Annotated in this window: 22 protein-coding genes; 6 read left to right on the forward strand and 16 right to left on the reverse strand. The window is 70.8% G+C overall.

The window, feature by feature from the left end; all coding sequences use genetic code 11:
• Positions 1-10: 10 nt before the first annotated feature.
• Positions 11-973, reverse strand: a complete 963-nt coding sequence (locus ACIRSS_RS16245; RefSeq protein WP_400895375.1) for a zinc-binding alcohol dehydrogenase — start codon at positions 971-973, stop codon at positions 11-13.
• A 77-nt stretch (positions 974-1,050) separates the two neighbouring features.
• On the opposite strand from ACIRSS_RS16245, the gene ACIRSS_RS16250 reads away from it, so the two are divergent.
• Positions 1,051-1,809, forward strand: coding sequence for a CDP-alcohol phosphatidyltransferase family protein (locus tag ACIRSS_RS16250; RefSeq protein WP_400895376.1), 759 nt, complete (start codon positions 1,051-1,053; stop codon positions 1,807-1,809).
• Here ACIRSS_RS16250 and ACIRSS_RS16255 read toward each other — a convergent pair.
• The 3 genes from ACIRSS_RS16255 to ACIRSS_RS16265 are packed head-to-tail and all read right to left on the reverse strand — an operon-like array spanning position 1,806 to position 4,506.
• A complete protein-coding gene (locus ACIRSS_RS16255; RefSeq protein ID WP_400895377.1) occupies positions 1,806-2,759 on the reverse strand; it encodes a DNA polymerase domain-containing protein in 954 nt (317 codons plus the stop codon). The two genes, ACIRSS_RS16250 and ACIRSS_RS16255, sit on opposite strands and share 4 nt — an antisense overlap.
• A 38-nt stretch (positions 2,760-2,797) precedes the next feature.
• Complete coding sequence (locus ACIRSS_RS16260; RefSeq protein ID WP_400895378.1) at positions 2,798-3,595, reverse strand: oxygenase MpaB family protein; 798 nt, start codon at positions 3,593-3,595, stop codon at positions 2,798-2,800.
• Between the two features lie 32 nt (positions 3,596-3,627).
• Positions 3,628-4,506 (reverse strand): LysR family transcriptional regulator, encoded by an 879-nt coding sequence (locus ACIRSS_RS16265; RefSeq protein WP_400895381.1) that lies wholly within the window; start codon positions 4,504-4,506, stop codon positions 3,628-3,630.
• A gap of 70 nt (positions 4,507-4,576) precedes the next feature.
• Between ACIRSS_RS16265 and ACIRSS_RS16270 the strand changes: the two genes are divergently transcribed.
• A complete protein-coding gene (locus ACIRSS_RS16270) occupies positions 4,577-5,854 on the forward strand; it encodes an FAD-binding oxidoreductase (RefSeq protein WP_400895383.1) in 1,278 nt (425 codons plus the stop codon).
• 3 nt (positions 5,855-5,857) lie between these two features.
• Here the strand turns inward: ACIRSS_RS16270 and ACIRSS_RS16275 are convergent, their stop codons facing one another.
• On the reverse strand, positions 5,858-6,280 hold the full coding sequence (locus tag ACIRSS_RS16275) for a nitroreductase family deazaflavin-dependent oxidoreductase (RefSeq protein ID WP_400895385.1): 423 nt from the start codon (positions 6,278-6,280) through the stop codon (positions 5,858-5,860).
• A gap of 103 nt (positions 6,281-6,383) precedes the next feature.
• Between ACIRSS_RS16275 and ACIRSS_RS16280 the strand changes: the two genes are divergently transcribed.
• Positions 6,384-6,848, forward strand: coding sequence for a MarR family winged helix-turn-helix transcriptional regulator (locus ACIRSS_RS16280; RefSeq protein WP_400895387.1), 465 nt, complete (start codon positions 6,384-6,386; stop codon positions 6,846-6,848).
• A 1-nt stretch (position 6,849) separates the two neighbouring features.
• Here ACIRSS_RS16280 and ACIRSS_RS16285 read toward each other — a convergent pair whose 3' ends face one another.
• From ACIRSS_RS16285 to ACIRSS_RS16295, 3 genes are read right to left on the reverse strand one after another with little or no spacing between them, the layout of a single operon-like run.
• Entirely contained in the window at positions 6,850-7,209 is a 360-nt protein-coding gene (locus tag ACIRSS_RS16285) for a PLDc N-terminal domain-containing protein (RefSeq protein ID WP_400895389.1), read from the reverse strand.
• Between the two features lie 37 nt (positions 7,210-7,246).
• The gene (locus ACIRSS_RS16290; RefSeq protein ID WP_400895392.1) at positions 7,247-8,020 is read right to left on the reverse strand and encodes a hypothetical protein; all 774 of its coding nucleotides are present in this window, start codon (positions 8,018-8,020) and stop codon (positions 7,247-7,249) included.
• A 44-nt stretch (positions 8,021-8,064) separates the two neighbouring features.
• Entirely contained in the window at positions 8,065-8,739 is a 675-nt protein-coding gene (locus ACIRSS_RS16295; protein WP_400895395.1) for a GNAT family N-acetyltransferase, read from the reverse strand.
• A 52-nt stretch (positions 8,740-8,791) separates the two neighbouring features.
• On the opposite strand from ACIRSS_RS16295, the gene ACIRSS_RS16300 reads away from it, so the two are divergent.
• The gene (locus ACIRSS_RS16300) at positions 8,792-9,634 is read left to right on the forward strand and encodes a PaaX family transcriptional regulator C-terminal domain-containing protein (protein WP_400895397.1); all 843 of its coding nucleotides are present in this window, start codon (positions 8,792-8,794) and stop codon (positions 9,632-9,634) included.
• On the opposite strand, the gene ACIRSS_RS16305 is transcribed toward ACIRSS_RS16300, so the two are convergent.
• Complete coding sequence (locus tag ACIRSS_RS16305) at positions 9,621-10,016, reverse strand: RidA family protein (protein ID WP_400895399.1); 396 nt, start codon at positions 10,014-10,016, stop codon at positions 9,621-9,623. The genes ACIRSS_RS16300 and ACIRSS_RS16305 overlap by 14 nt on opposite strands.
• 67 nt (positions 10,017-10,083) lie before the next feature.
• Here ACIRSS_RS16305 and ACIRSS_RS16310 point away from each other — a divergent pair, with 67 nt between their 5' ends.
• Both ACIRSS_RS16310 and ACIRSS_RS16315 read left to right on the forward strand, forming a co-directional pair.
• Positions 10,084-12,426, forward strand: a complete 2,343-nt coding sequence (locus ACIRSS_RS16310; protein ID WP_400895402.1) for a bifunctional salicylyl-CoA 5-hydroxylase/oxidoreductase — start codon at positions 10,084-10,086, stop codon at positions 12,424-12,426.
• Positions 12,423-13,589 (forward strand): acyl-CoA dehydrogenase family protein, encoded by a 1,167-nt coding sequence (locus ACIRSS_RS16315; protein WP_400895405.1) that lies wholly within the window; start codon positions 12,423-12,425, stop codon positions 13,587-13,589. The genes ACIRSS_RS16310 and ACIRSS_RS16315 overlap by 4 nt, the downstream gene beginning before the upstream one ends.
• Here ACIRSS_RS16315 and ACIRSS_RS16320 read toward each other — a convergent pair.
• The 7 genes from ACIRSS_RS16320 to ACIRSS_RS16350 all read right to left on the reverse strand — a co-directional run bounded on the left by ACIRSS_RS16320 (position 13,534) and on the right by ACIRSS_RS16350 (position 21,541).
• Positions 13,534-14,244, reverse strand: a complete 711-nt coding sequence (locus ACIRSS_RS16320) for a DUF2306 domain-containing protein (protein WP_400895407.1) — start codon at positions 14,242-14,244, stop codon at positions 13,534-13,536. The genes ACIRSS_RS16315 and ACIRSS_RS16320 overlap by 56 nt on opposite strands.
• Before the next feature lie 123 nt (positions 14,245-14,367).
• Entirely contained in the window at positions 14,368-15,771 is a 1,404-nt protein-coding gene (locus ACIRSS_RS16325) for a GH1 family beta-glucosidase (protein WP_400895410.1), read from the reverse strand.
• Positions 15,772-15,812: 41 nt separating this feature from the next.
• Positions 15,813-16,808, reverse strand: a complete 996-nt coding sequence (locus ACIRSS_RS16330) for an ABC transporter ATP-binding protein (protein ID WP_400895412.1) — start codon at positions 16,806-16,808, stop codon at positions 15,813-15,815.
• On the reverse strand, positions 16,805-17,797 hold the full coding sequence (locus ACIRSS_RS16335) for an ABC transporter permease (protein WP_400895414.1): 993 nt from the start codon (positions 17,795-17,797) through the stop codon (positions 16,805-16,807). The genes ACIRSS_RS16330 and ACIRSS_RS16335 overlap by 4 nt, the downstream gene beginning before the upstream one ends.
• 1 nt (position 17,798) lies before the next feature.
• On the reverse strand, positions 17,799-18,779 hold the full coding sequence (locus tag ACIRSS_RS16340) for an ABC transporter permease (protein ID WP_400895416.1): 981 nt from the start codon (positions 18,777-18,779) through the stop codon (positions 17,799-17,801).
• Positions 18,776-19,855, reverse strand: a complete 1,080-nt coding sequence (locus tag ACIRSS_RS16345) for an ABC transporter ATP-binding protein (protein ID WP_400895418.1) — start codon at positions 19,853-19,855, stop codon at positions 18,776-18,778. The genes ACIRSS_RS16340 and ACIRSS_RS16345 overlap by 4 nt, the downstream gene beginning before the upstream one ends.
• Positions 19,856-19,870: 15 nt before the next feature.
• The gene (locus tag ACIRSS_RS16350; RefSeq protein ID WP_400895420.1) at positions 19,871-21,541 is read right to left on the reverse strand and encodes an ABC transporter substrate-binding protein; all 1,671 of its coding nucleotides are present in this window, start codon (positions 21,539-21,541) and stop codon (positions 19,871-19,873) included.
• Positions 21,542-21,688: the final 147 nt, after the last annotated feature.

Below are 21,688 nucleotides of genomic sequence, written 5' to 3' on the forward strand. Positions count from 1 at the left end.
GTGGACGTGGTCACTGCGGCTGATACACAACACGGAGGCAGAGGGCGGAAAGTTCATTCGCGGCCAACCGGGGTAACACGGTTGGAAGATCCTCAAACATGCACTCGCCGCTGACCAGCGCTTCGAACGCCGGATCGGCCAGCAGTTCGAGGGCGAGACCGAGCCGCTGGGCGTAGTCGCGGTCGGGCCGCGCGACCGTCCCGACCTGGCTGCTGCGGATGGTCAGCCGTCGCGAGTGGAAGTTCTCCCCGAGCGGCACGCTGATCCGGCGGTCGCCGTACCAGGACATCTCGACGACCTCGCCTTCCGGCGCGAGCAGCTCCAGCGCGCGGGCGAGACCGGCTTCCGACGCGCTCGCGTGCACGACCAGGTCGCAGTCGGCCTTCGCGGCTTCGGGCGTCGAGAAGTCGACGCCGAGCGCTTCGGCGATCTCGGCCCGCGCGGGGTCGACGTCGATCAGCTGCACGCGGGTGGCCGGGAAGCCCTGGAGCAGTTTCGCGACGCTGCAGCCGACCATCCCGGCGCCGATGACGGCGATCCGGTCGCCGAGCTGCGGCTTCGCGTCCCAGACGGCGTTCACCGCGGTCTCGACGGTGCCGGCGAGGATCGCGCGGCCCGGCGGGACGGCGTCCGGCACCGGCGTCACGGCGCTCGCGGGGACGACGAACGCGGTCTGGTGCGGGTAGAGGCAGAACACCGTCTTGCCCTCGAGCTCGGCCGGGCCCCGCTCGACGATGCCGACGTTGAGGTAGCCGTACTTCACCGGACCCGGGAACTCGCCCTCCTGGAACGGCGCGCGCATGACGTCGTGCTGGCTCGCCGGGACGCCGCCGCGGAAGACGAGGGTTTCGGTGCCGCGGGAGACGCCGGAGAAGAGCGTGCGGACGAGGACTTCGCCGTGTTCCGGGTCACGAAGCGTCACGGACCGGAGCGCGCCTTCGCCGGGGCTTTGAACCCAGAAAGCCTGTTCCACGTGTTCTCCCTTGCAGGCGACCGGAGGCTGTGTCGCCGCCACCTTATGAGCAGCCGTGCCGATTCGCGGAGTAAAAGATGATCAAGAACGAGGTTCTCCTACGCTCGGTGGTACCCCTGTCGGTGCTCGCCGCCGGGGTCTTCGCGAGCGGTGTCCTCGCCGGGGCGACCGGGCTCGCGTACGGCGTGGCGCTGGTGTTGCTGACGGGCTGGGGCCTGCGGCGCAGCGGCCGGGGCGCGTTCGGCCCGGCGGACTGGATCACGTTCGCCCGCGCGGTCCTGGTGGGCTGCGCGGCCGAGCTGATCGCCGCCGGCGGTCACCCGCTGTGGTGGCTGGTCGGCCTGGTCGGGGTGGCCCTGGCGATGGACGGCTTCGACGGCCAGGTCGCCCGCCGCACGGGCACGGCGTCGGAGTTCGGCGCGCGGTTCGACATGGAGGTCGACGCGTTCCTGATCCTGCTGCTGTGCATCCAGGTGTCCCGGACGCTGGGGCTGTGGGTGCTGGCGATCGGCTTGATGCGCTACGCGTTCGTGGCGGCTTCGTGGGCGTTCCCGTGGTTGACCGCGCCGCTGTACCCGAGCATGGCCCGCAAGACGGTGGCCGCGGTGCAGGGTGTCGTGCTCCTGGTCGCGGTGTCCGGCTTGCTGCCCTGGGCTCTGTCGTTCGCGTTGGTCGTGGCGGCGCTGGGGTCGCTGGTCTGGTCGTTCGGCCGGGACACGGTCTGGCTGGCCCGCCACCGCGAGCAGGTGGAGCCGGGCCGGATCGTCGAGATCACCCGCGCGACGCTGCGCCGCCCGCACGGCGCCGCCTGGCGCGGCCACAACCAGGCGGCTTAGCCCGACTCGCGGGCCGCCCGGGCCCGGCGTTTGCCCTCGTGCATCGCCACCACCCGGGCGATCGGGATCGTGTGCCCCTCCGCCACCAGGTCGTCCGGCAGCGCGAACGGCTCCGGCATCTCCCCCGTCCACGGGTCACCGCCGTCGAGCAGGCCCGGCACGGTGTGCACCGTGAAGTCCGCGGGCTTGACGCCGTCGAGGTCGGCCCACGCGACCGGGAACGACACCGGCGCGCCCGGGCGGTGCCGGGGGCTGTAGACCGACACCACCGTCGCGCCGCCCGCGCGCGTCGAATCCAGGAACACCTTGCCCTCGCGGCGGTCCTTGACGAACTCCGTCGTCCCGAGCGCCGGGTCGATGCGCTCGGCCCGGGCCGCGACCGCCCGCGTCGCGGCGGCGATGTCCTCCGTCGACTGGCCGGGCGCGAGTGGCACGAAGACGTGCACGCCCTTGGAACCGCTCGTCTTCACCGCGCCGTCGAGGCCGTCGTTGCGCAACGCTTCGCGCACCAGCTTCGCGGCGCCGACGGCGAGTGAGAAGGGTCCGTCTTCGGGCGGGTCGAGGTCGAGGATGAGGTGCGTCGGGCCGTTGCCGGGCTCCCCGCGGTAGAGCGACGTGTGGAACTCGATCGCGCGCTGGTTGCCGAACCAGATCAGCGTGCGGAGGTCGTTGCAGAGTGCGTAGTGGACGTCCCGTTTGGACGTCTCGGCCCACACGCTGACCCGCTCGACCCAGTCCGGCGTGTACTTCGGCAGGTTCTTCTGCATGAACGGGCCTTGGCCGCGCAGCACCCGCAGCACGGTCAGCAGCCGGTCCTGCAGTTCGGGGAGCATCCGATCGGAGACGGCTTCGAGGTAGTCGAGCCACTCCCGCTTGGTCACCCCGGCGCCCGGGAAGACCTCCTGGTCGAGACTGCTCAACTTGACGCCGTGGCGTACCTCGTCGCTCATTGACCCACCTTTTCGCCCTCGCGGGAGGCGGTCAACTCTCAAACGAGCGGACGCCCGGTCCGCAGCCGCCGGCGCAGGTCCCAGAGACAGAGGTTGTACGGGAACCGCCGCAACGGGCCGGGCAGTACGCGCGTCACCCGGCCGATGGCCGCCAAAAGCGTCTCGAACCTGCGCTGGTCCGCGGCCGTCCAGGGCAGGCGCATCTCGTCGCGGAAGTGCTGCGGCAGGAAGCCCGTCGTGACGAAGCGGCTGAACCGCCGGCCGAGCGCCGCCGCCGGCGGTGGCAGGTACCGCAGGTCGACGAGGTCGGTGAGGTAGCGGCGGATGGTGTCGTCGATGCCGGTCGCGGCGACTCCGGCGGTCCAGTACTCCTCGAAGGCGGCTCGGTCGGGCGGCCACATCTCCGGGCGGACCTGCAGCGTGGTGCCGAGCCGGGCGGCGTCCCGGTAGAACGTGGCCGGTTCGCCGCCGACGAACGCCAGGTAGACGTCTTCGAAACCCTTGTACAGGCAGGCCGCGACCCACAGCTGGAGATCGGTGTCGAAGGCGTTGTACGCGACGGGACTGTCCGCGGTCGACCGCACCTGGGCGTGGGCCGCGTTGACGCCGCGGCGGTAGGCGGCGCGTTCGGCGTCGGTGCCCATCGAGGCGACCGCGAGGTAGGTCAACGTGGTCCGCGTCCGCTTGAGCGGGTGCCGGAAGAGGTTGCCGCTGTCGACCTTGCTTTCGAGCACGCCGTACCCGACGGGCGCGCGGGACAGCTGCATGATCACGTTGGCGGTGCCGGCCAGCAGCCCCGCCCCGACCACGGCGTCCTCGAGCGCGGTTTCGGTCACGCCATCCAGGGAACGACACTGTTGACGACGTGTCAAGAGCGGTAGCTGCCCCGGGCGAACGCGATCAGGGCCCGGGCCGCCGGGCTGAGCGGCCCGTCGGTCCGCCACGCCAGCGCCAGCACACCCCGCAGCCCGGGCCCGGTGATCGTCACGACCCGCAGCTCCCCCTCGTGGTAGCGGGCCAGCGACTCCGGCACGACCGCCACACCCAGGTCACGCATCGCCAGCTGCACCAAGACGTTCGGGTCGGCCGCCTCGAACGCGATCCGCGGCGTCAGCCCCTCTCGCACGAAGGCCGCGTCCAACGCCGTGCGCAGGCCCGTGCCCTTCGGCAACGCCATCAAGGGCAGGCCGGCCAGGTCCGCGATCGCCACCTCGGCCCGGTCGGCCAGCAAGCCCGACGTCACCGCCACGAACGGCTCGTCGATCAGGACCTGCGTCGCGATGCCCGGTGGCGGGTCGGTCGCCAGCCCGACCACCGCCAGGTCGAGCCGGCCTTCGCGCAGGGCCGCCAGCATCTCGTCCGAGTTCGCCTCGGAGAGCGTGATCTCGACCGCCGGGTAGCGCTCGTGAAAGCGGGCCAGCAGGTCGGGCAGTTTCACCGGCCCCGCCGACGTCACCGCGCCGATCGCGACCTGGCCGCGGACCAGCCCGGCCAGCTCGTCGACGGCTTCGCGCACCCCCTTCACCGCCGCGAGCGCCGCCCGCGCGTGCGGGAGCGCGGCGGCGCCGACGTCGGTGAGCCGGACCGTGCGGCCCGACCGGTCCAGCAGCTCCTGCCCCAGCTCCCGCTCGAGCCGTTTGACCTGCGCGCTCACCCCGGGCTGGGCGACGTGCAGCCGTTCCGCCGCGCGCGTGAAGTTGCCTTCCTCGGCGACGGCGACGAAGTAGGCGAGCTGGTGGAGTTCCATAAGCACTGATTCTAGTCATCAGAAAAGCTAGATCTTGGACTTCTGATCGGCGCGGCCCGAAGCTGGAGACATGCAGACATTCCGTCCCGGCGAGAACGGTTACGCCGAAGAGATCGCGGGTTTCCAGACGTCCGTGGCCACCCAGCCCGCGGTGGTCGTCGCCGCCGAGAGCGCGGACGACGTCGTCGCCGCCGTGAAGTACGCCGCCGAGCACGACCTGGCCGTCACCGTCCAGGCCACCGGACACGGCCGGACCGCCGGCACCGACGGCCTCCTCATCACTACGCGCCGGATGACCGGCGTCGAGATCGACGCCGTCGCCAAGACCGCGCGGGTCGAAGCCGGGGTCCGGTGGGGCGCGGTGATCGAGGCCGCCGCGAAGCACGGGCTGGCCCCGCTCAGCGGCTCGTCGCCCGACGTCGGCGTCGTCGGCTACACGCTCAGCGGCGGCTTCGGGCTGATGGCCCGGCGCTACGGCCGCGCGGCCGACCACGTCCGCGCGATCGACGTCGTCACCCCCGACGGCGAGCTCCGCACGGTGACGCCGGGGTCCGAACTGTTCTGGGCCCTGCTCGGCGGCCGTGCCGGCCTCGGCGTCGTGACGGCGCTGGAGTTCGGCCTGGTCCCGGTCACCGAGCTGTACGGCGGCGGGCTGTATTTCGACGCGGCGGACCTGCCCGCGGTGCTGCGCGCGTGGCGGACGTGGGCGGTGGCCGCGCCCGACGAGCTGACGACGTCGATCGCGGTGGTCCCGCTGCCCGACCTGCCGTTCCTGCCCGAGCCGATCCGCGGGAAGCACGTCGCGAACATCCGGATCGCCTACCTCGGCGAGGACGGCGACCGGCTCGTCGAGCCGCTACGGGCGGCCGCGCCGGTGCTGCTCGACACGCTGAAGCGGTTGCCGTACACGGATTCCGGCTCGATCGCGAGCGACCCGCCGCACCCGCACCCGTACCACGGGACGAACGCGACGGTGGAAGTCCTGAACGACGCGATGGTGGCGTCGATCGTCGAGCACGCGGGCCCGGGCGCGCCGGTGGAGACGGTGCTGATCATCGACCGGCTGGGCGGCGAGCTGGCCCGGCGCCCGGCCGGCGGCGTCGGCTGGGACTCGGCGGCGGAGTTCGTGGTGCGGGCGCTGTCGGTCGTCGAGGACGGCGTCGACACGATCCGCCGCGCGCACGCGAAGCTGTTCGACGCGCTGGCGCCGTGGTCCACCGGCCGGCTGCTGCCGTTCCTCTACGGCGAACACTCGGCCGCGGAGCTGGCGACGGCCTTCCCGGCCGGGGACCGCGCCCGGCTGACGCAGCTCAAGGCGAAGTACGACCCGGCCGGGCGGTTCGGCTGAGGGTCAGCGCTCGAGGACGACGATCGGGATGAGCCGCGTGGTCTTCGTCTCGTAGTCGGCGAAGCCCTCGGCGTGCGCGACCATGCCGGCGTACAGGCGGTCGCGCTCGGCGCGGTCTTCGATCACGGTGGCCGTGGCCTCGAACTTCTCGGTGCCCACCTCGACGGTGACCTTCGGGTTGGCGACGAGGTTGTGGAACCAGGCCGGGTTCTTCGGGGCGCCGCCCATGGAGGCGGCGATCACGAGGCGGTCGCCGTCGCGGGTGTAGACCAGCGGCGACAGGCGCTCCTGGCCGCTCTTGGCGCCGATCGTGGTGAGCAGGAGCACGTTCTTGCCCTCGAACATGCCCTTGACCACACCGCCGTTGGCCCGGAACTCCTCGACGACCTGGTTGTTGAACGCGTTCATGTCAGCTGGCGCGGTCATGGATTCCCCTGTTCTGGCCGGTACGCTCGACCGGGTGTGGAGTACGCTCGGGTTCACCCGAAGCGTTTGCTTTGCAAACAAAGCTACCGACGGGAGGCAGGCGGTGTCAACGGAGGCCGGACCGAGTGTCGAGGACGGTGTGCGCCGGCTCCTGCTGTTGATGCCGCGCCTGGTGGGCCGCGCGAAGCGGACGCCGGTACCGGAGGAGCTCAACGGCTGCGCGCTCGCGCCGCGGCACCTGTCGCTGCTGTCGTACCTGCTCTTCGACGGGCCGATGACCGTCACGGAACTGGCCGGCCGGCTGGAGGTCGCGCCGACGACGGCGAGCCTGATGGTCGGCGACCTGAGCCGCCAGGGCGTCCTGAACCGCGACGAGGACCCGGCCGACCGGCGCCGCACGATCGTCAGCATCACGCCGGACAAGCGCCCGGCGGTCGACGAGTGGCTGGCGCGCGGCGCGAAGGCGTGGAGCGACGCGCTGGCGCCGTTGACGCCGGCCGAGCGCCAGCTGGTGATCTCGACGTTGGAGGCCTACGAACGCGGAACGTGCGAAGGGCCGGGCTGCTAGCTCAGTCTTCCGCGCGCTTTTCGCGGGCCAGCTTGCGCTGCGCCTCCGCGCGTTCGCGGCACTTGCGGAGGAACTCCTCGTCGTCGTCCGGGTTCCCGGCCGCGAACCGGCCCGGCCGGTCGTACTCCGGGTACGCCGGCGCGTTCCGCTCGTACGGCCCGCGCACCCGCGCCGCCGGCTGCGGACGGCCCGCCACCAGCCAGACGATCGACCCCACCAGCGGCACCACCAGCACGACCAGCAGCCACAAGCCCTTCGGCAGGTTGCGGCAGGACAGCTCGTCCGTCGTGATCACGTCGACCAGGCAGAAGATCCACAGCCCGAGCGTGACGAAGCCCAGCAGGCCATCGAAATACAGCAATTCCCGCGCCTTCCCCAGAAGATGAACGCGGTAATTCTTAGCAGAACCCGCCGGCGTTTCGGTTCCGGGTCACCCGCAGCACAGCGGGCATCCGGAGATTCGGCGCCGGCACCCACGCCGGTTCCGCTTCTGTCAGGCGAAAACCGCGCAGCGCCTGGAGAACGCCGGTGGCGAGGGCGATCGCGTGCCGCGAGCCCGGGCATTCGCGCGGCCCGGCGCCGAACGGCGTCCCGGTCAGCTCGACGACGACGTCCTGCCCGTCCACCCGGCGGCGGGTGCTCAGCACCGGCGGCTGCGCCCCGGCGACCGCCTCCTCGGCGGTGTTTCCGTTGCGCGCCACCAGGAGCGCGTTCCCGATCAGCCCGGCGGTGGCGTCACAGGCCTGGACGAGCAGTCCGATCCGCGCCGCCGCGAGTTCGGTCGGTCCGCCGCACGCGGCGAGCAGCCGGCCCAGCGCGTCCTCCGCGGCGGCGTCCGGCACGACGTGCGGGTGGTAGGCGGCCGCGACCGCCACCACGTCGGCGGGCGTCACCAGCAGGCCCAGCTCCCCCGCCAGCACGGCGATCGGCACCGGCCGCGCGACCACGGCCATCACGTCGACGCCGTCGCCGAGCACCCGGCTCGCGACTTCGAATGCTTTGCGCCGCAACACTTCCGGGTCGACTTGAGCCAACGCCGAAACCGCGAGCGCGCGCCGGCGGACGTGGTCGGGACCATTGCTGAAGCGGGAAACCGTCGCTCGCAGCCAGGCCACGCTCCCCAGCGGAACGTCGACGGGAACGGGCGGAACCGGAGCGGAAAGCGAAGTCATGCGGTGAAGGTAGCCACGGAAAACGTCGGCGACGGCCGAAGCTTCTAAAGGAGCGAGGCCGGAAACCAGGTCGCTTGCGGACCACCGCACCGCGTCACGCGCGGCACGGCGTGCTCGAACCACCAGGCCTCGGTGACGCGGCCGTCCGGCAGCCGGTAGGTCGGCGGCCCGGCGACGCGCGCGAGGCCGGCCGCCTGCAGCGAGCGCGCGCTCGCGATGTTGCCGACCTCGGCGCCGGCGCGGACCCGCGGCAGGCCGAGGTGGTCGTGCGCCAGCGTCAGCCCGGCCGCGAAGAGGACCCGGCCGTTGCCGCGCCCGCGGTAGTCCGGCGCGAGGTAGCCGCCGGTCTCCGGGCCGCCGTCCTCCCCGGTGTGCACGCTCACCAGGCCGACGCACCGGTTGGCCTCGACGTCGATCATCACGAGGTCGACCGACTGCGGATCGGGCGACACCCAGTCCGGGCCGGTCCCGGGCACGACGCGCAGCGCGTCGGCCCGCGCGCCCCTCGCGACGATGGAGTCGGCTTGCCAGCCGAGCCACCGCTGGGCGGCGGGATCACTGCCGCAGGCGACGGCGGCGGCGTACTCCCACGCGGTCGGCGTCCGGAAGAGGAACCGCCCCTCGCGCAGCACGTGGCCCTGCCGGTCGCAGGTCCGCTTGGTCATCAAGCGCCCGCGGCGGGTGAGCCGGTCGAAGATCCCCTTGGTGGCTGGCAGCATCGCGGCGAAATCGTAGCGGAGCGATCGGCGCGGGAGTTGCTATCGTGGCCCGATGACGGCCGTACCCGAGGCAACCGAACTGGACGGCTCCGGCCGTGCGGCCCAGCCTCGCCAGCTCATCGTGACGGTGTACGGCCTCTACTCGCGCACCGAGGGCGGGTGGCTCTCGGTCGCCTCGCTGATCGACCTGCTCGCCGCCGTCGGTGTCGACGAGCCCGCCGTGCGCTCCTCCATCTCCCGGCTCAAGCGGCGCGGGATCCTCGAAGCCGTTCGCCGCGGCGCGACCGCGGGCTACGAGCTGTCCGACGCCGCCCGGGACATCCTGCGCGAGGGCGACGAGCGGATCTTCCGCCGCGGGCGCGCGACCCCGGCCGACGGCTGGCTGCTCGCGGTGTTCTCCGTGCCGGAGACCGAGCGCCACAAGCGCCACCTCCTGCGCACCCAGCTCGCCCGGATGGGCTTCGGCACCGCCGCGTCCGGCGTCTGGATCGCCCCGGCCCACCTGCACGCGGCGACCGAAGAGGCGCTGACCCGGCTCGGCCTGGCCGGGTACGCCGACCTGTTCCGCGCCGACCACCTGGCCTTCGGCGACGTCCGGGCGAAGATCCGCGACTGGTGGGCCCTCGACCGGCTCGACGAGCTGTACACGACGTTCCTCGACGAGCACGGCCCCGCGCTGCGCCGCAAGTCCGTGACCGACGAGCAGGCCTTCGCCGACTACGTCCGCGTGCTGACCGGCTGGCGGCGGATGCCCTACCTCGACCCCGGCCTGCCCGCGGAGTTCCTGCCCCGCGACTGGTCCGGGATCCGCGCGGCCGACCTGTTCTTCGAGCTGCACGCGCAGCTGGAAGACCCGGCCCGCGCGTTCGTCGCCAAGTCGATCAACCTCGGCTGACGACCGCGAAGCCCTGGACCTCGACCAAGGCCTCCTCGTCCCACAGCCGGGAGACGCCGATGCCGGCCATCGCCGGGTACTCGGTGCCCGCGAGCCGCTTCCACACCGCGCCGATTTCGCGCGCGTGGGCGCGGTAGTCCGCCATGTCGACGATGTAGATCGTCACGCTGCACAGGTCTTCCGGCGAACCGCCCGCCGCGCGCAACGACGTCAGCAGGTTGCCGAGCGCGCGCTCGAACTGCTCGACGACGCCGTCGCCGACGATCTTGTTCGACGCGTCCAGCGCCGTCTGGCCGGCGAGGAAGACGACCCGGCCCTCGGCCACGACCGCGTGCGAGAACCCGGACGGCTTGCCCAGCTCCGGCGGGTTGATGCGTTCCATGCGGCACACCGTACGCCATCTTTCGCGTTATTGACGGTCGTACCGGTGACGACATATCCTCGACGACGTGCGTATCGCGGTCATCGGTGGCGGCCCGGCGGGTCTGTACTTCGCCGCGCTGGCGAAGCAGCTCGGTCCCGGTCACGAAATCACCGTCTGGGAACGCAACGCGCCGGACGACACGTTCGGCTTCGGCGTCGTGTTCTCCGACGAGACGCTCGGCGGCATCGAGCACGCCGACGCGTCGGTGCACGAAGCCATGAAGGCCGAGTTCGCCCGCTGGGACGACATCGACGTCCACTACCGCGGCACGGTCACCACCTCGGGCGGCCACGGCTTCGCCGCGATGAGCCGCAAGCGCCTGCTCGGCATCCTGCAGGGCCGCTGCGCCGAGCTCGGCGTCGGCCTCCACTTCCGGGAGGAGGCCCCGGCCGACCTCTCGGGCTACGACCTGGTCATCGCCGCCGACGGCGTCAACTCGGCGATCCGCGCCCGGTACGCCGAGACGTTCCGGCCGAGCGTCGAGACCCGCCGGTGCCACTACATCTGGCTCGGCACGGACCTGGTGTTCGACGCCTTCAAGTTCTACGTCCTCGAGACGCCGGCCGGGATCATGCAGATCCACGGCTACCCGTACGGCCGCGACGGCAGCACGTTCATCCTCGAGGTGCACGACGACGTCTGGCAGCGCGCGTTCGGGCCCATCGCGGCGACCTCGCTCCCGCCGGGCGAGAGCGACGAGAAGTCCATCGCGATGATCCGCGACCTGTGCTCGGACATCCTGGGCGACCACCGGATCATGGCCAACAACTCGAAGTGGGTCACGTTCGGCACCGTGCGCTGCGAGACTTGGGTGCACGACAACGTCGTCCTGCTCGGCGACGCGGCGCACACCGCGCACTTCTCGATCGGCTCCGGCACGAAGCTGGCGATGGAGGACGCGCTCGCGCTGGCCGCGTGCCTGCACGAAAACGACGGCGTCGCTTCGGCGTTGAAGGCCTACGAGCTGGAACGGCGGCCGGTCGTCCAGTCGACGCAGCGGGCCGCGCAGGCGAGCCTGGAGTGGTTCGAGAACATCGCGCAGTACACCCACCAGGACCCGCCGCAGTTCGCGTTCAACATCCTCACGCGCAGCCGCCGGGTGACCCACGACAACCTCCGCTTGCGCGACCCGGAGTTCGCCGCCGAGCTGGACCACTGGTTCGCGCGGTCGCTCGGGACGACGTCGCGGCCGCCGATGTTCCAGCCGTTCTCCTTGGGTGGTCTGGAACTGCCGAACCGGATCGTCGTGTCCCCGATGGACATGTACTCCGCCGAGGACGGTGTCCCGGGCGACTTCCACCTGGTCCACCTGGGCAGCAAGGCCCTCGGCGGGGCCGGGCTGGTGATGACCGAGATGGTGTGCGTCTCCCCCGAAGGCCGCATCACGCCCGGTTGCGGCGGGTTGTACACGGCCGAACAGGAAGCGGCGTGGAAGCGCGTAGTCGACTTCGTGCACACGCAGTCCCCCGCCCGCATCGGTGTCCAATTGGGACACTCGGGTCGCAAGGGCTCGACGAAGCTGATGTGGGACGGCATCGACGAGCCGTTGCCTTCGGACAACTGGGAAGTCTGCGCCCCTTCGGCGTTGCCGTACTCCTCGCGGAACCAAGTGCCGCGCGAACTGTCCACATCGGAGCTTTCGGAGATCCGCGACCAGTTCGTCTCGTGCGCGGAGGCTGCCGCTCGCGCCGGGTTCGACGTTCTCGAACTGCACTGCGCGCACGGGTATCTGCTGTCGTCGTTCCTCTCGCCGTTGACCAACCAGCGGACCGACGCCTACGGCGGGTCGCTGGAGAACCGGCTGCGGTTCCCGCTGGAGGTCTTCGACGCGGTGCGTGCCGCCTGGCCCGCCGAGCGGCCGATGACCGTCCGGATCTCGGCGACCGACTGGTGCGAAGGCGGCATCGACGCCGACGACGCCGTCGAAATCGCGCGCGCGTTCGCTTCGCACGGGGCCGCGGGCATCGACGTCTCGACCGGGCAGGTCGTCAGCGAGGAGCGTCCGCAGTACGGCCGCAGCTACCAGACGCCGTACGCCGACCGGATCCGCAACGAGATCGGGCGTGAGTACGGGATCGCGGTGATCGCGGTCGGCGCGATTTCGTCGTACGACGACGTCAACTCGCTGATCCTCGCGGGCCGCGCGGACCTCTGCGCGCTGGGCCGAACGCACCTCTACGATCCACAGTGGACACTGCACGCGGCGGCCGAGCAGGACTACCCGCTGCCGTGGCCGAAGCCGTTCGCCGCCGGCCGCCGCAAGCCCCAGACCGGCCGCAGCGACGGGCCGGAGCCGCGTCTCGACCTCGTCCGCTCCGGACCGACGGGGACCGCCCATGCCCGCTGGCGACCGGGAGCTTCGTCATGACGTTCACCCTCGATCCCGACCAGCAGGCGTTCGCCGCGGAAGTGCGGCGGCTGGGCGCGGAGCAGCTGCGCCCGCTCGCCGAGTCCGGTGTGGAGGGTGCGGTGAACCGGCCGCTCCTCAAGGAGATGGGTGCGCTCGGCCTGCTCGCGCGGCTCTTCCCGGGCGTCTCTTCGGGGTCGCCTTCCCGCCAGGCGGCCGCGACCGACCTGTGCATCCTGCGGGAGAACCTGGCCACGGTGAACACCGAGGCCGAGACGGCGCTCGCGTTGCAGGGATTGGGAAGTTACCCGATCCTGCAGTCCGGACAGGACAGTCAGGTCGCGAAGTGGCTGCCCGCCGTGGCGGCTGGCGACGCGGTGGCGGCGTTCGCGCTGACCGAGCCGGACGCGGGTTCGGACGCGGCAGCGCTGTCCCTGGCAGCGGAGGCCGACGGCGACGGCTGGCGCCTGACCGGCTCGAAGATGTGGATCTCGAACGCCCCCGAAGCCGACTTCTACACGGTGTTCGCCCGCACGACACCCGGCGCGGGCTCGCGCGGGGTCAGCGCGTTCGTCGTCCCGGCCGACCGCCCGGGCCTGGGCGGCGAGCACCTGGACCTGGTGAGCCCGCACCCGATCGGCACGGTCACGTTCGACGGCGTCGAGGTCCGGCGCGAGGAGCTGCTCGGCGAGGAGAACCGCGGGTTCGCGGTGGCGATGCGGACGCTGGACCTGTTCCGCCCGAGCGTCGGCGCGTTCGCCGTCGGGATGGCGCAGGCCGCGCTGGACGCCACTGTTTCCCATACGAGCCAACGGGAAGCGTTCGGCGGCCCGCTTATCAAGCAGCAGGCGGTGGCGCACGCGTTGGCGGAGATGGCGACGCGCACGGAGGCCGCGCGGCTGCTGGTCTACGCGGCCGCGGGCGCGTACGACGCGGGCGAGCAGAACCTCGGCGGCCGCGCGGCGATGGCGAAGCTGTTCGCCACGGAGGCGGCGCAGTTCGTCGTCGACTCGGCGGTCCAGCTGCACGGCGCCCGCGCCTTGCGACGCGGGCACCTGCTCGAACACCTCTACCGGGAGGTCCGCGCGCCCCGGATCTACGAAGGGGCGTCGGAGATCCAGCGAACGATCATCGCGAGATGGCTGGCTTCCTCGCGGGCCGGTGCTCCAGGATCAGCTGGCTGACGATCGCCGCGAACGCCAGGCCGCCCCACGAGGAAATCGCTCCGACGCTCTGGCTGAACGCCAGTTCGCTACCCCCGAAAGTGGTCGGGATCTGCGGTTCCAGCACGATCATGGCGATCGGCGAGATCACCCGGTTCACGATGATCGAGAAGGTCAACGTCACGCTGCGGATCATCCACTTGCGGTGGTCGCCGAAGCGCCGGTCGCGCACCGCCCGCCAGCCGGCGATCGTGCACCCGATCCACAGCACGGCTGCGAGCACGTCGCTGACCCGGGTGACCGGGCCGAACGGGCTCTGCGACCCGATCGTGAGGGCCATCAACCCGGAGGGCAGCACGCCGGCGAAGACGTACGCGCGGCCGACGTTGCGGTGGATCACCGGGTGGGTCCGCCGCAGCCAGGGCCAGATCTGCAGCACGGCGCCGCCCATGGCGATCGAGCCGAAGATGACGTGCGCGACGAGGAACCAGTAGTGCGCCGGGAAGCCCTCGGGCTGCGGCACCCGCGACCGGGCGGGGTCGAGCGCCAGGTAGGGGGGCAGCGAGAAGGACAGGAAGGCGAGCACGAGCAGGGCCAGCGGGCCGATCCACGGCCGTCGCCACCAGGCTTTTCGCGCCGTCTGAGGTACGGGCCGGGCCGCGGTTCGGACTGCCATGATTCCCCTCCGTCGTCGGGATCCGTCCCAGCCGACGTTAGGGGTTGCCCGGGGGCGCGAACCATGGTGCGCACCACCGACGCGGGGGTGGGGCGTACCCCACCCCCGATCGAGTGACCTTGCTCAGCTGCCGCGGACCCGCCGCACGGTGTCGCGGTAGAAGTAGCCGCTCTGCTTGATCGTGCGCTCCTGCGTCTCGTAGTCCACCCGGATCAGGCCGAACCGCTTCGCGTACCCGTACGCCCACTCGAAGTTGTCCAAAAGGGACCACGCGAAGTACCCGCGCACGTCGGCACCCGCCTCGCGCGCTGCCGCGACCGCGGCGATGTGCGATGCCAAGTACGCCGTGCGCTGCTCGTCGCGGACGAAACCCGAGGTGTCCGGGTCGTCGTCGAACGCCGAGCCGTTCTCCGTGATGTACATCGGGAGGCCCGGGTAGTCGCGGCCCAGGCGCGTCAGCAGCTCGGTGAACTTGCCCGGCAGGATCTCCCAGCCCATCGCCGTCGTCGGCTCGCCGAACGGGACCACCCGGGATGCCGGGACGCCCTCGTCGTCGACCGCGCGGCCCGTCTCGTCGACGCCCGAGAACTGCTGGCCGAAGTAGTAGTTCACGCCCAGGAAGTCCAGCGGCGTCGAAATCACCGAAAGGTCGCCGTCCTGGACCGGAAGACGAACCCCGCGGTCAGCCAGGTCCTCCACCACGTCGTCCGGGTAGCGCCCGTGCACCAGCGGGTCCAGGTAGACCCGGACGCCGAGGCCGTCGGCCTGCCGGGCCGCGCGGACGTCCTCCGGGGAGTCCGTCGCCGGGTCCGCCGTGCACATGTTCAGCGTGATGCCGAACTCGGTGTCCGGCGGGGCGGCCTCACGCATCCGCTGCGTCGCGAGGCCGTGACCCAGCAGCAGGTGGTGCACCGCGTGCAGCCCGGCCGTGTAGTCACGACGGCCCGGCGCCATCACGCCGTGCACGTACCCGTGCATCGCCGAGCACCAGGGCTCGTTCAACGTCGTCCAGTGCCGGACCCGGTCCTTCAGCCGGTCGAACACCAGCATCGCGTAGTCCGCGAACCGGTACGCCGTATCGCGCGCCGGCCAGCCGCCCGCGTCCTCCAGCTCCTGCGGCAGGTCCCAGTGGTACAGCGTGAGCCACGGCGTGATCCCGCGGCTCAGCGTCTCGTCGACCAGCCGGTCGTAGAACCCGATCCCGGCCTCGTTGACGCCGCCGCGGCCGCGCGGCTGGACCCGCGGCCACGCCACGGAAAACCGGTACGTGTCCGCACCGAGATCGCTCACCAGCTCGATGTCCGACGGCATCCGGTGGTAGTGGTCGCACGCCACGTCGCCGGTGTCGTTGTTGTCGATGGCCCAGGGGACCTGGCAGAAGGTGTCCCAAATGGACGGAGTGCGCCCGTCTTCCGCGACCGCGCCTTCGATCTGGTACGCGGCGGTGGCCACGCCCCAGCGGAAGTCCGGCGGCAGCGTGTCGATCAGCGCCTGCTGTTCGGCGGTCGCGGCGGTGGTCTCGGTCAAGGCGGGTCTCCTCCAGGTGGACCGGATAGGACAGACGGCGTTCAGGGGGTCGCGACCGGGTGCAGGAAGCAAGCCACTTCCCGTGACGGGTCGCCGCCGGGCAAGCCCAGCTCGGGCACCTTCGAGTCGCACGGCTCGAAGGCTTTGGGACACCGCGGGTGGAACGCGCAGCCGGCCGGCATGCCGCGCGTGTCCGGCGGCGATCCCGGGATCCCGGCCAGCTCGCGACGCGGCCCGCGCAGCGCGGGGAACGAGTTCAGCAAGCCGAAGCTGTACGGGTGCAGTGCGTCCCGGTAGAGCGCCGACGCCGGCGCCTGCTCGACGATCCGGCCGCCGTACATGATCGCGATCCGGTCCGAGAACTCGACCAGCAGCGAAAGGTCGTGCGTGATGAACAGGACCGAGAACCCCAGCCGTTCCCGAAGTTCCACGAGCTGGCCGAGGATCTGCCGCTGCATGACGACGTCGAGCGCGGTCGTCGGCTCGTCCATGATGACGACCCGCGGTTCGAGCGCGAGCGCCATCGCGATCATCACGCGCTGGCGCATGCCGCCGGAGAGCTGGTGCGGGTACGCTTCCAGCCGGTCGGCCGAGATCCCGACCAGCTTGAGCAGGTCTTTCGCGCGGGCCACGCGGGCCGCCTTCGTCGAGCGCGGCTCGTGCGCCTTGATGACGTCGACCAGCTGCGTGACGACCTTGTGCACCGGGTTCAGCGAGTTCATCGCGCCCTGGAACACGATGGAAGTCTCCGCCCACCGGAAGTCCCGGAGCTGCCGGTCCGTCAGGCGAAGGACGTCGTAGGGCTCGCCGTCGGCCGGGTGGTAGATGACCTGACCACCGCGGATCACGCCCGGCGGCGCGAGCAGCCGCGTCAGCCCGTAGGCCAAAGTGGACTTCCCGCTGCCGCTTTCCCCGGCCAGGCCGAGGACTTCGCCGCGGTGCAGCGTCAGGTCCACGTCCCGGACCGCGCGCACGGCCTCCTCGCCGACGCCGTAGTCGACGTCCAGGCCCTTGATCTCCAAGACCGGGTCCATCATGGCTGCTCCTCCCGCCCGAGCACGGGCGTGAAGCCCACGCGCATGCGATGCGTCCGCCCGTCGGCGCCCTTGACGCGGGCCTTGCCGCTGCCGCGCAGCCGCGGGCTGACGAACTCGTCGATGCCGAAGTTGAGCAGGGACAACGCGGTGCCGAGGATCGCGATGGCCAGCCCGGCCGGCACGAACCACCACCACGCGCCCTGCGCGAGGGCCTGCTGGCTCTGCGCCCAGAACAGGATCGTGCCCCAGTTCCAGTTGGACAGCCCGGAGACGCCGACGAACGCGAGCGTGATCTCCGACATCACCGCGAAGATCACCGTGCCGACGAAGCTGGACGCGATCACCGCGGTCAGGTTCGGCAGGATCTCGAAGAAGATGATCCGCCAGGTCGACTCGCCGGTCGCCCGGGCCGCTTCGACGTATTCCCGGCCGCGCAGCGAAAGCGTCTGCGCTCTGAGGACTCGCGCGCCCCACGCCCACGACGTGAAGCCGATGATCACGGCCACCAGGTAGTCACCGCCGGTGGGCACCGCGCTGCCGATGATGATGATCAGCGGCAGCGCCGGGATCACCAGGAACACATTGGACAGTGCGGACAGCCCTTCCCCGGGCGTCCCGCCGAGGTAGCCCGACGTCACGCCGACGAGCACCGCGAGGATCGTCGCCACGATCCCGGCGGTCAGCCCGACCAGCATGACGCTGCGCGTGCCGACCACGACCTGGCTGAAGATGTCCTGGCCCAGGTGGGTGGTGCCGAACCAGTGCCGGCCCGAGGGCGACTCCATCAGGTCGTTGCTGCGCGCCGACGGGTCGTACGGCGCGATCCACTCACCGACGATCGCGATCACCACGAAGAAGACGATGACGGCGAGCCCGGTGACCGTCTTGCCGCCGGTCAGGAACCGGAACCGGCGCCGCTTCGACCGGCCGGCGACCGCGTCGACGGGGAGGGCTCGGGCGGCTTTGACGTCCGCCGCGGGTACGGCCATGTCAGCCCTCCTTCCGGGTGCGCGGGTCGAGCGCGAGGTAGGCGACGTCGGCGAAGAGGTTCGCCACCAGCACCGACAGCGTGATGATCAGGAAGATGCCCTGCATCAGCGGGTAGTCCTGCGAGCCGACCGCCTGGAACAGCTGGTAGCCGACGCCCGGGTAGGAGAAGACGATCTCCACCAGCAGCGTGCCGCCGACGATGAACCCGAGCGCCAGCGCGAAGCCGGACACGCTGGGCAGCAGCGCGTTGCGCGCCGCGTACCCGACCATCACCCGGCGCTCGGGCAGGCCCTTGGCGTGCGCGACCGTGACGTAGTCCTCCGACGCGACGGTGACCATCATGTTCCGCATGCCCAGGATCCAGCTGCCCATCGAGCTGATCAGGATGGTCAGCGCGGGCAGCAGGCTGTGCTGGATCGCGCTGCCGATGAACGTGCCGTCCCAGCCCGGGATGGTGCCGGGGTCGTAGCCGCCGGACGACGGGAAGAAGCTGCCCGGACCGGCCAGCAGCGTCAGCGCGATCAGGCCGAGCCAGAAGTACGGGATCGACGAGAGGAACGTCGTCACCGGCAGCAGGCCGTCGACCCACGAGCCGCGCTTCCAGCCGGCGACCACGCCGAGCCCGGTACCGAGCGCGAAGCCCACGATCGTGGTGATGCCGACCAGGATGATCGTCCACGGCAGGCTGTCGCTCAGCAGGTCGGACACCGGCGTCGGGAAGAACGTGAACGAGATCCCGAGGTCACCGCGGAAGAGCTGGCCCCAGTAGTCGAAGTACTGGGAGATCAGGCTTTCGTTCTTGTCGAGTCCGAAGAGGACGTACAGCGACTGGACGGCGTCCTGGCTGATCATGCCCTGGTTCTTCGCGATCAGCGACTGCACGGGGTCGCCCGGGATCATCCGCGGGATGAAGAAGTTGATGGTGACGGCGGCCCAGGCCGTGAAGACGTAGAAGGCCAGCCGTTGCAGCAGGTACCTCATCGGGCGGCCCCGTCGTACAGCCAGCACGCGGCCCAGTGGCCGGGTGCGTCGTCGACCTCGAACCGCGGCGGCAGGTCGGTCTTGCAGCGTTCCATCGCGACCGGGCAGCGCGGGTGGAACCGGCACCCGGACGGCGGGTCGATCAGGCTCGGCGGCTCACCCGCCCCGCGCTCGGCCGGCACCTCGCCGGGGTCGAGCTCGGCCGCGCCGCCGGCCAGCCGGTCGGGGTCGGGCGCGGAGTCGATGAGCAGCCGCGTGTACGGGTGCGCCGGGTTCTGCGTGATGGTCTCGCTGTCGCCGCCCTCGACCATCCGGCCGGCGTACATCACCATCGTCTCGTCGGCGAAGTAGCGCGCGGACGCGATGTCGTGCGTGATGTAAAGGATCGCCAGGTGCAGGCGTTCCTTGAGGTCCCGCAACAGGTTCAGCACGCCGAGCCGGATGGAGACGTCCAACATGGACACCGGCTCGTCGGCCAGCAGTGCCTCCGGGTCGGCGCCGAGCGCCCGCGCGATCGCGACGCGCTGGCGCTGCCCGCCGGACAGCTCGTGCGGGAACTTGTCGATGTACCGCTCGGGCGGGGTCAGCTGGACGCGGGAAAGCAGCTCGTGCAACGACTTCTCGAGGTCGTCGCCCGCGCGGCCGTGGATCTTGAGCGCCCGCGTCAGGTGGTAGCGCACGGTGTGCACCGGGTTCAGCGACGCGAACGGGTCCTGGAAGATCATCTGGACCCGGCGCGCGTAGGTGCGGAACGCCTTGCCGTGCTTGACGTTCACCGTCTCGCCGTGCAGCCGGATGTCGCCGCCGGTGCGCGGGTAGAGCCCCGCGAGCAGGCGGGCGACGGTCGACTTGCCCGAGCCGGACTCGCCGACCAGCGCCGTGACCCGGCCCCGCCGCAGCGTCAGGGTGACGTCGTCGACGGCCTGGACGGCGCGACGCGGGCCGGTGAGGCCCGCGCGTCCGCGCCGCCGGACAGGGAAGTGCTTGGTGAGTCCCGCCGCCTCGAGGACGACGGGGAGGTCCCCCTCCGACCCGACGGCGACGGGGTCGGAGGGGGACTGCTCGGTCGTTGCCACGGACTCCGCCATTGCTCAGGCCGCGGGCTTCAGGTGCAGGACGATGTCGAGCGCGTTGCGCAGCGTGGGCTGCGCCGGGCCGTACGGGTTGGCGTCGTCCGGCCAGCCGACCCAGTTCTTCGTGCTGTACTCGCCGCCGGAGTTGGCCGCCGAGGTCGGGACCATCGGCTGCTGGTCGATCATGATCTTCTGCAGCGTCGCCATGGCGGCGGTGCGGGCGGCGTCGTCCTCGGCGTTGGCGTAGGTCTCGAGCGCCTTGGTCGCCTCGTCGTTCTTGAAGCGGCCGTAGTTGCCGTTGATGCCACCCTGGCCGGTCGGCTTGTAGCGGTTGCCGTCCATGACGTCGCGGTACATGTCGTACGGCGTCGCACCGTCGTTGGTCCAGTGCATCAGGCCTTCGAAGTCACCGGTGTCGACCGACTTGATCCACGCGTCCTGGTTCATCTTCTCGACCGTGGCGGTGATGCCGATCTGCGCCAGGTTGTCCTTGATGATCTCCAGGTCGGTGATGTAGTCCGACCAGCCCGACGGGACCGTCAGCTTGAGGGTGACCGGCTTGCCGCTCGGGTCGGCCAGCTTGTCGCCGTTGAACTTGTAGCCCGCGCCGGTCAGCAGCGACTTGGCGCCCGGGACGTCGACCTGGACCGTCTGGCCCTTGTACTGCGGCGCGATGAACGGGTCGCCCGCCGGCGTGGGGATGCCGGTGACCTGGTCGTTCTTCGGGTAGAAGTAGCCGGCCTCGCCCTGGTTGAAGATGTCGTCGCGGTTGATCACCTTGCTGACCGCCTGACGCAGCTTCGCGTCGTTCCAGGGGGCCTTCTCGGTGTTGAACCACAGGCCGTGCACGGCCAGCTGCGCCGGGAACCACAGCTTGTAGTGCTGCGGGTCCTTGTTCGTGTAGACGGCCTTGTAGTTCGGGATGAAGACGAAGCTCCACTCCGACGCCCCGCTGACCAGCGCGCTGACCTGCGCGTTGTTGTCGGTGTAGGAGGTGTAGCGGATCTCCTTGACCTTCGGCGCTTCCTGCCAGTAGCCGGCGTCGCGCCGGGTGACGATCATCGTCTGCGGCGTGAACGACTTGAGCGTGTACGGCCCGGTGCCGATCGGGTTCTTCACGGTGTCGAGCGCCGGGTCCTTGACCGACTGCCAGACGTGCTTCGGCACGACGAGCGTCTGCAGGATCTTGAGCTGGTTGACGAACTGGGACGTCTCGAAGCCCAGCGTGACCTGGTTTCCGGCCGCGGTGATGTCCTTGTACGGCACGGCGTCGACGTTCAGCGCCTTGTTGTCGCGCAGCAGCTGGAACGTGTAGGCGACGTCCTCGGCGGTCATCGGCTGGTTGTCGGAGAACTTGACGCCGTCACGGACGGTCAGGACCAGCTTCTTGTAGTTGTCCGACCAGTCCCACTTCGTCGCCAGCCAGGGCTTGCCCGGCTCCTGCGGCTTGACGCGGTTGTGCATGACGAGGGGCTCGTAGATCATCCACCGGTAACCCATGTTCGACAGGGCGGACGTCTCGAGGAACGGGTTGTTGTTCTCCGATTGCGGGCCGTCGGGCTTGCCCACGTTGAGCACCTGGTCCGGGTTGCTCTGCGCGGCGTTCGAGCTGCCGCCCGAACACGCGGTCAGGCCGCTCAGGGCCATCGCGGCCACCAGCGCTGCGACGATGGAGCGCTTGACTCGCATCGTTCCTCCTAGTCATCGACGACGTGCGTAGATGTCGACTGGTAGCGAGCCCCGACCGCCGGCGACCGAACGACGTCCCGAAGTCAACCCGGGTGACTCGGGTCACGTCAATAACACGGCGGTAACGTTTTGTACCTAAGTTTAAGT

It is taken from the genome of Amycolatopsis sp. NPDC101161 (genome assembly GCF_044768185.1).
In the GTDB taxonomy this organism is placed as follows: Bacteria; Actinomycetota; Actinomycetes; order Mycobacteriales; family Pseudonocardiaceae; genus Amycolatopsis.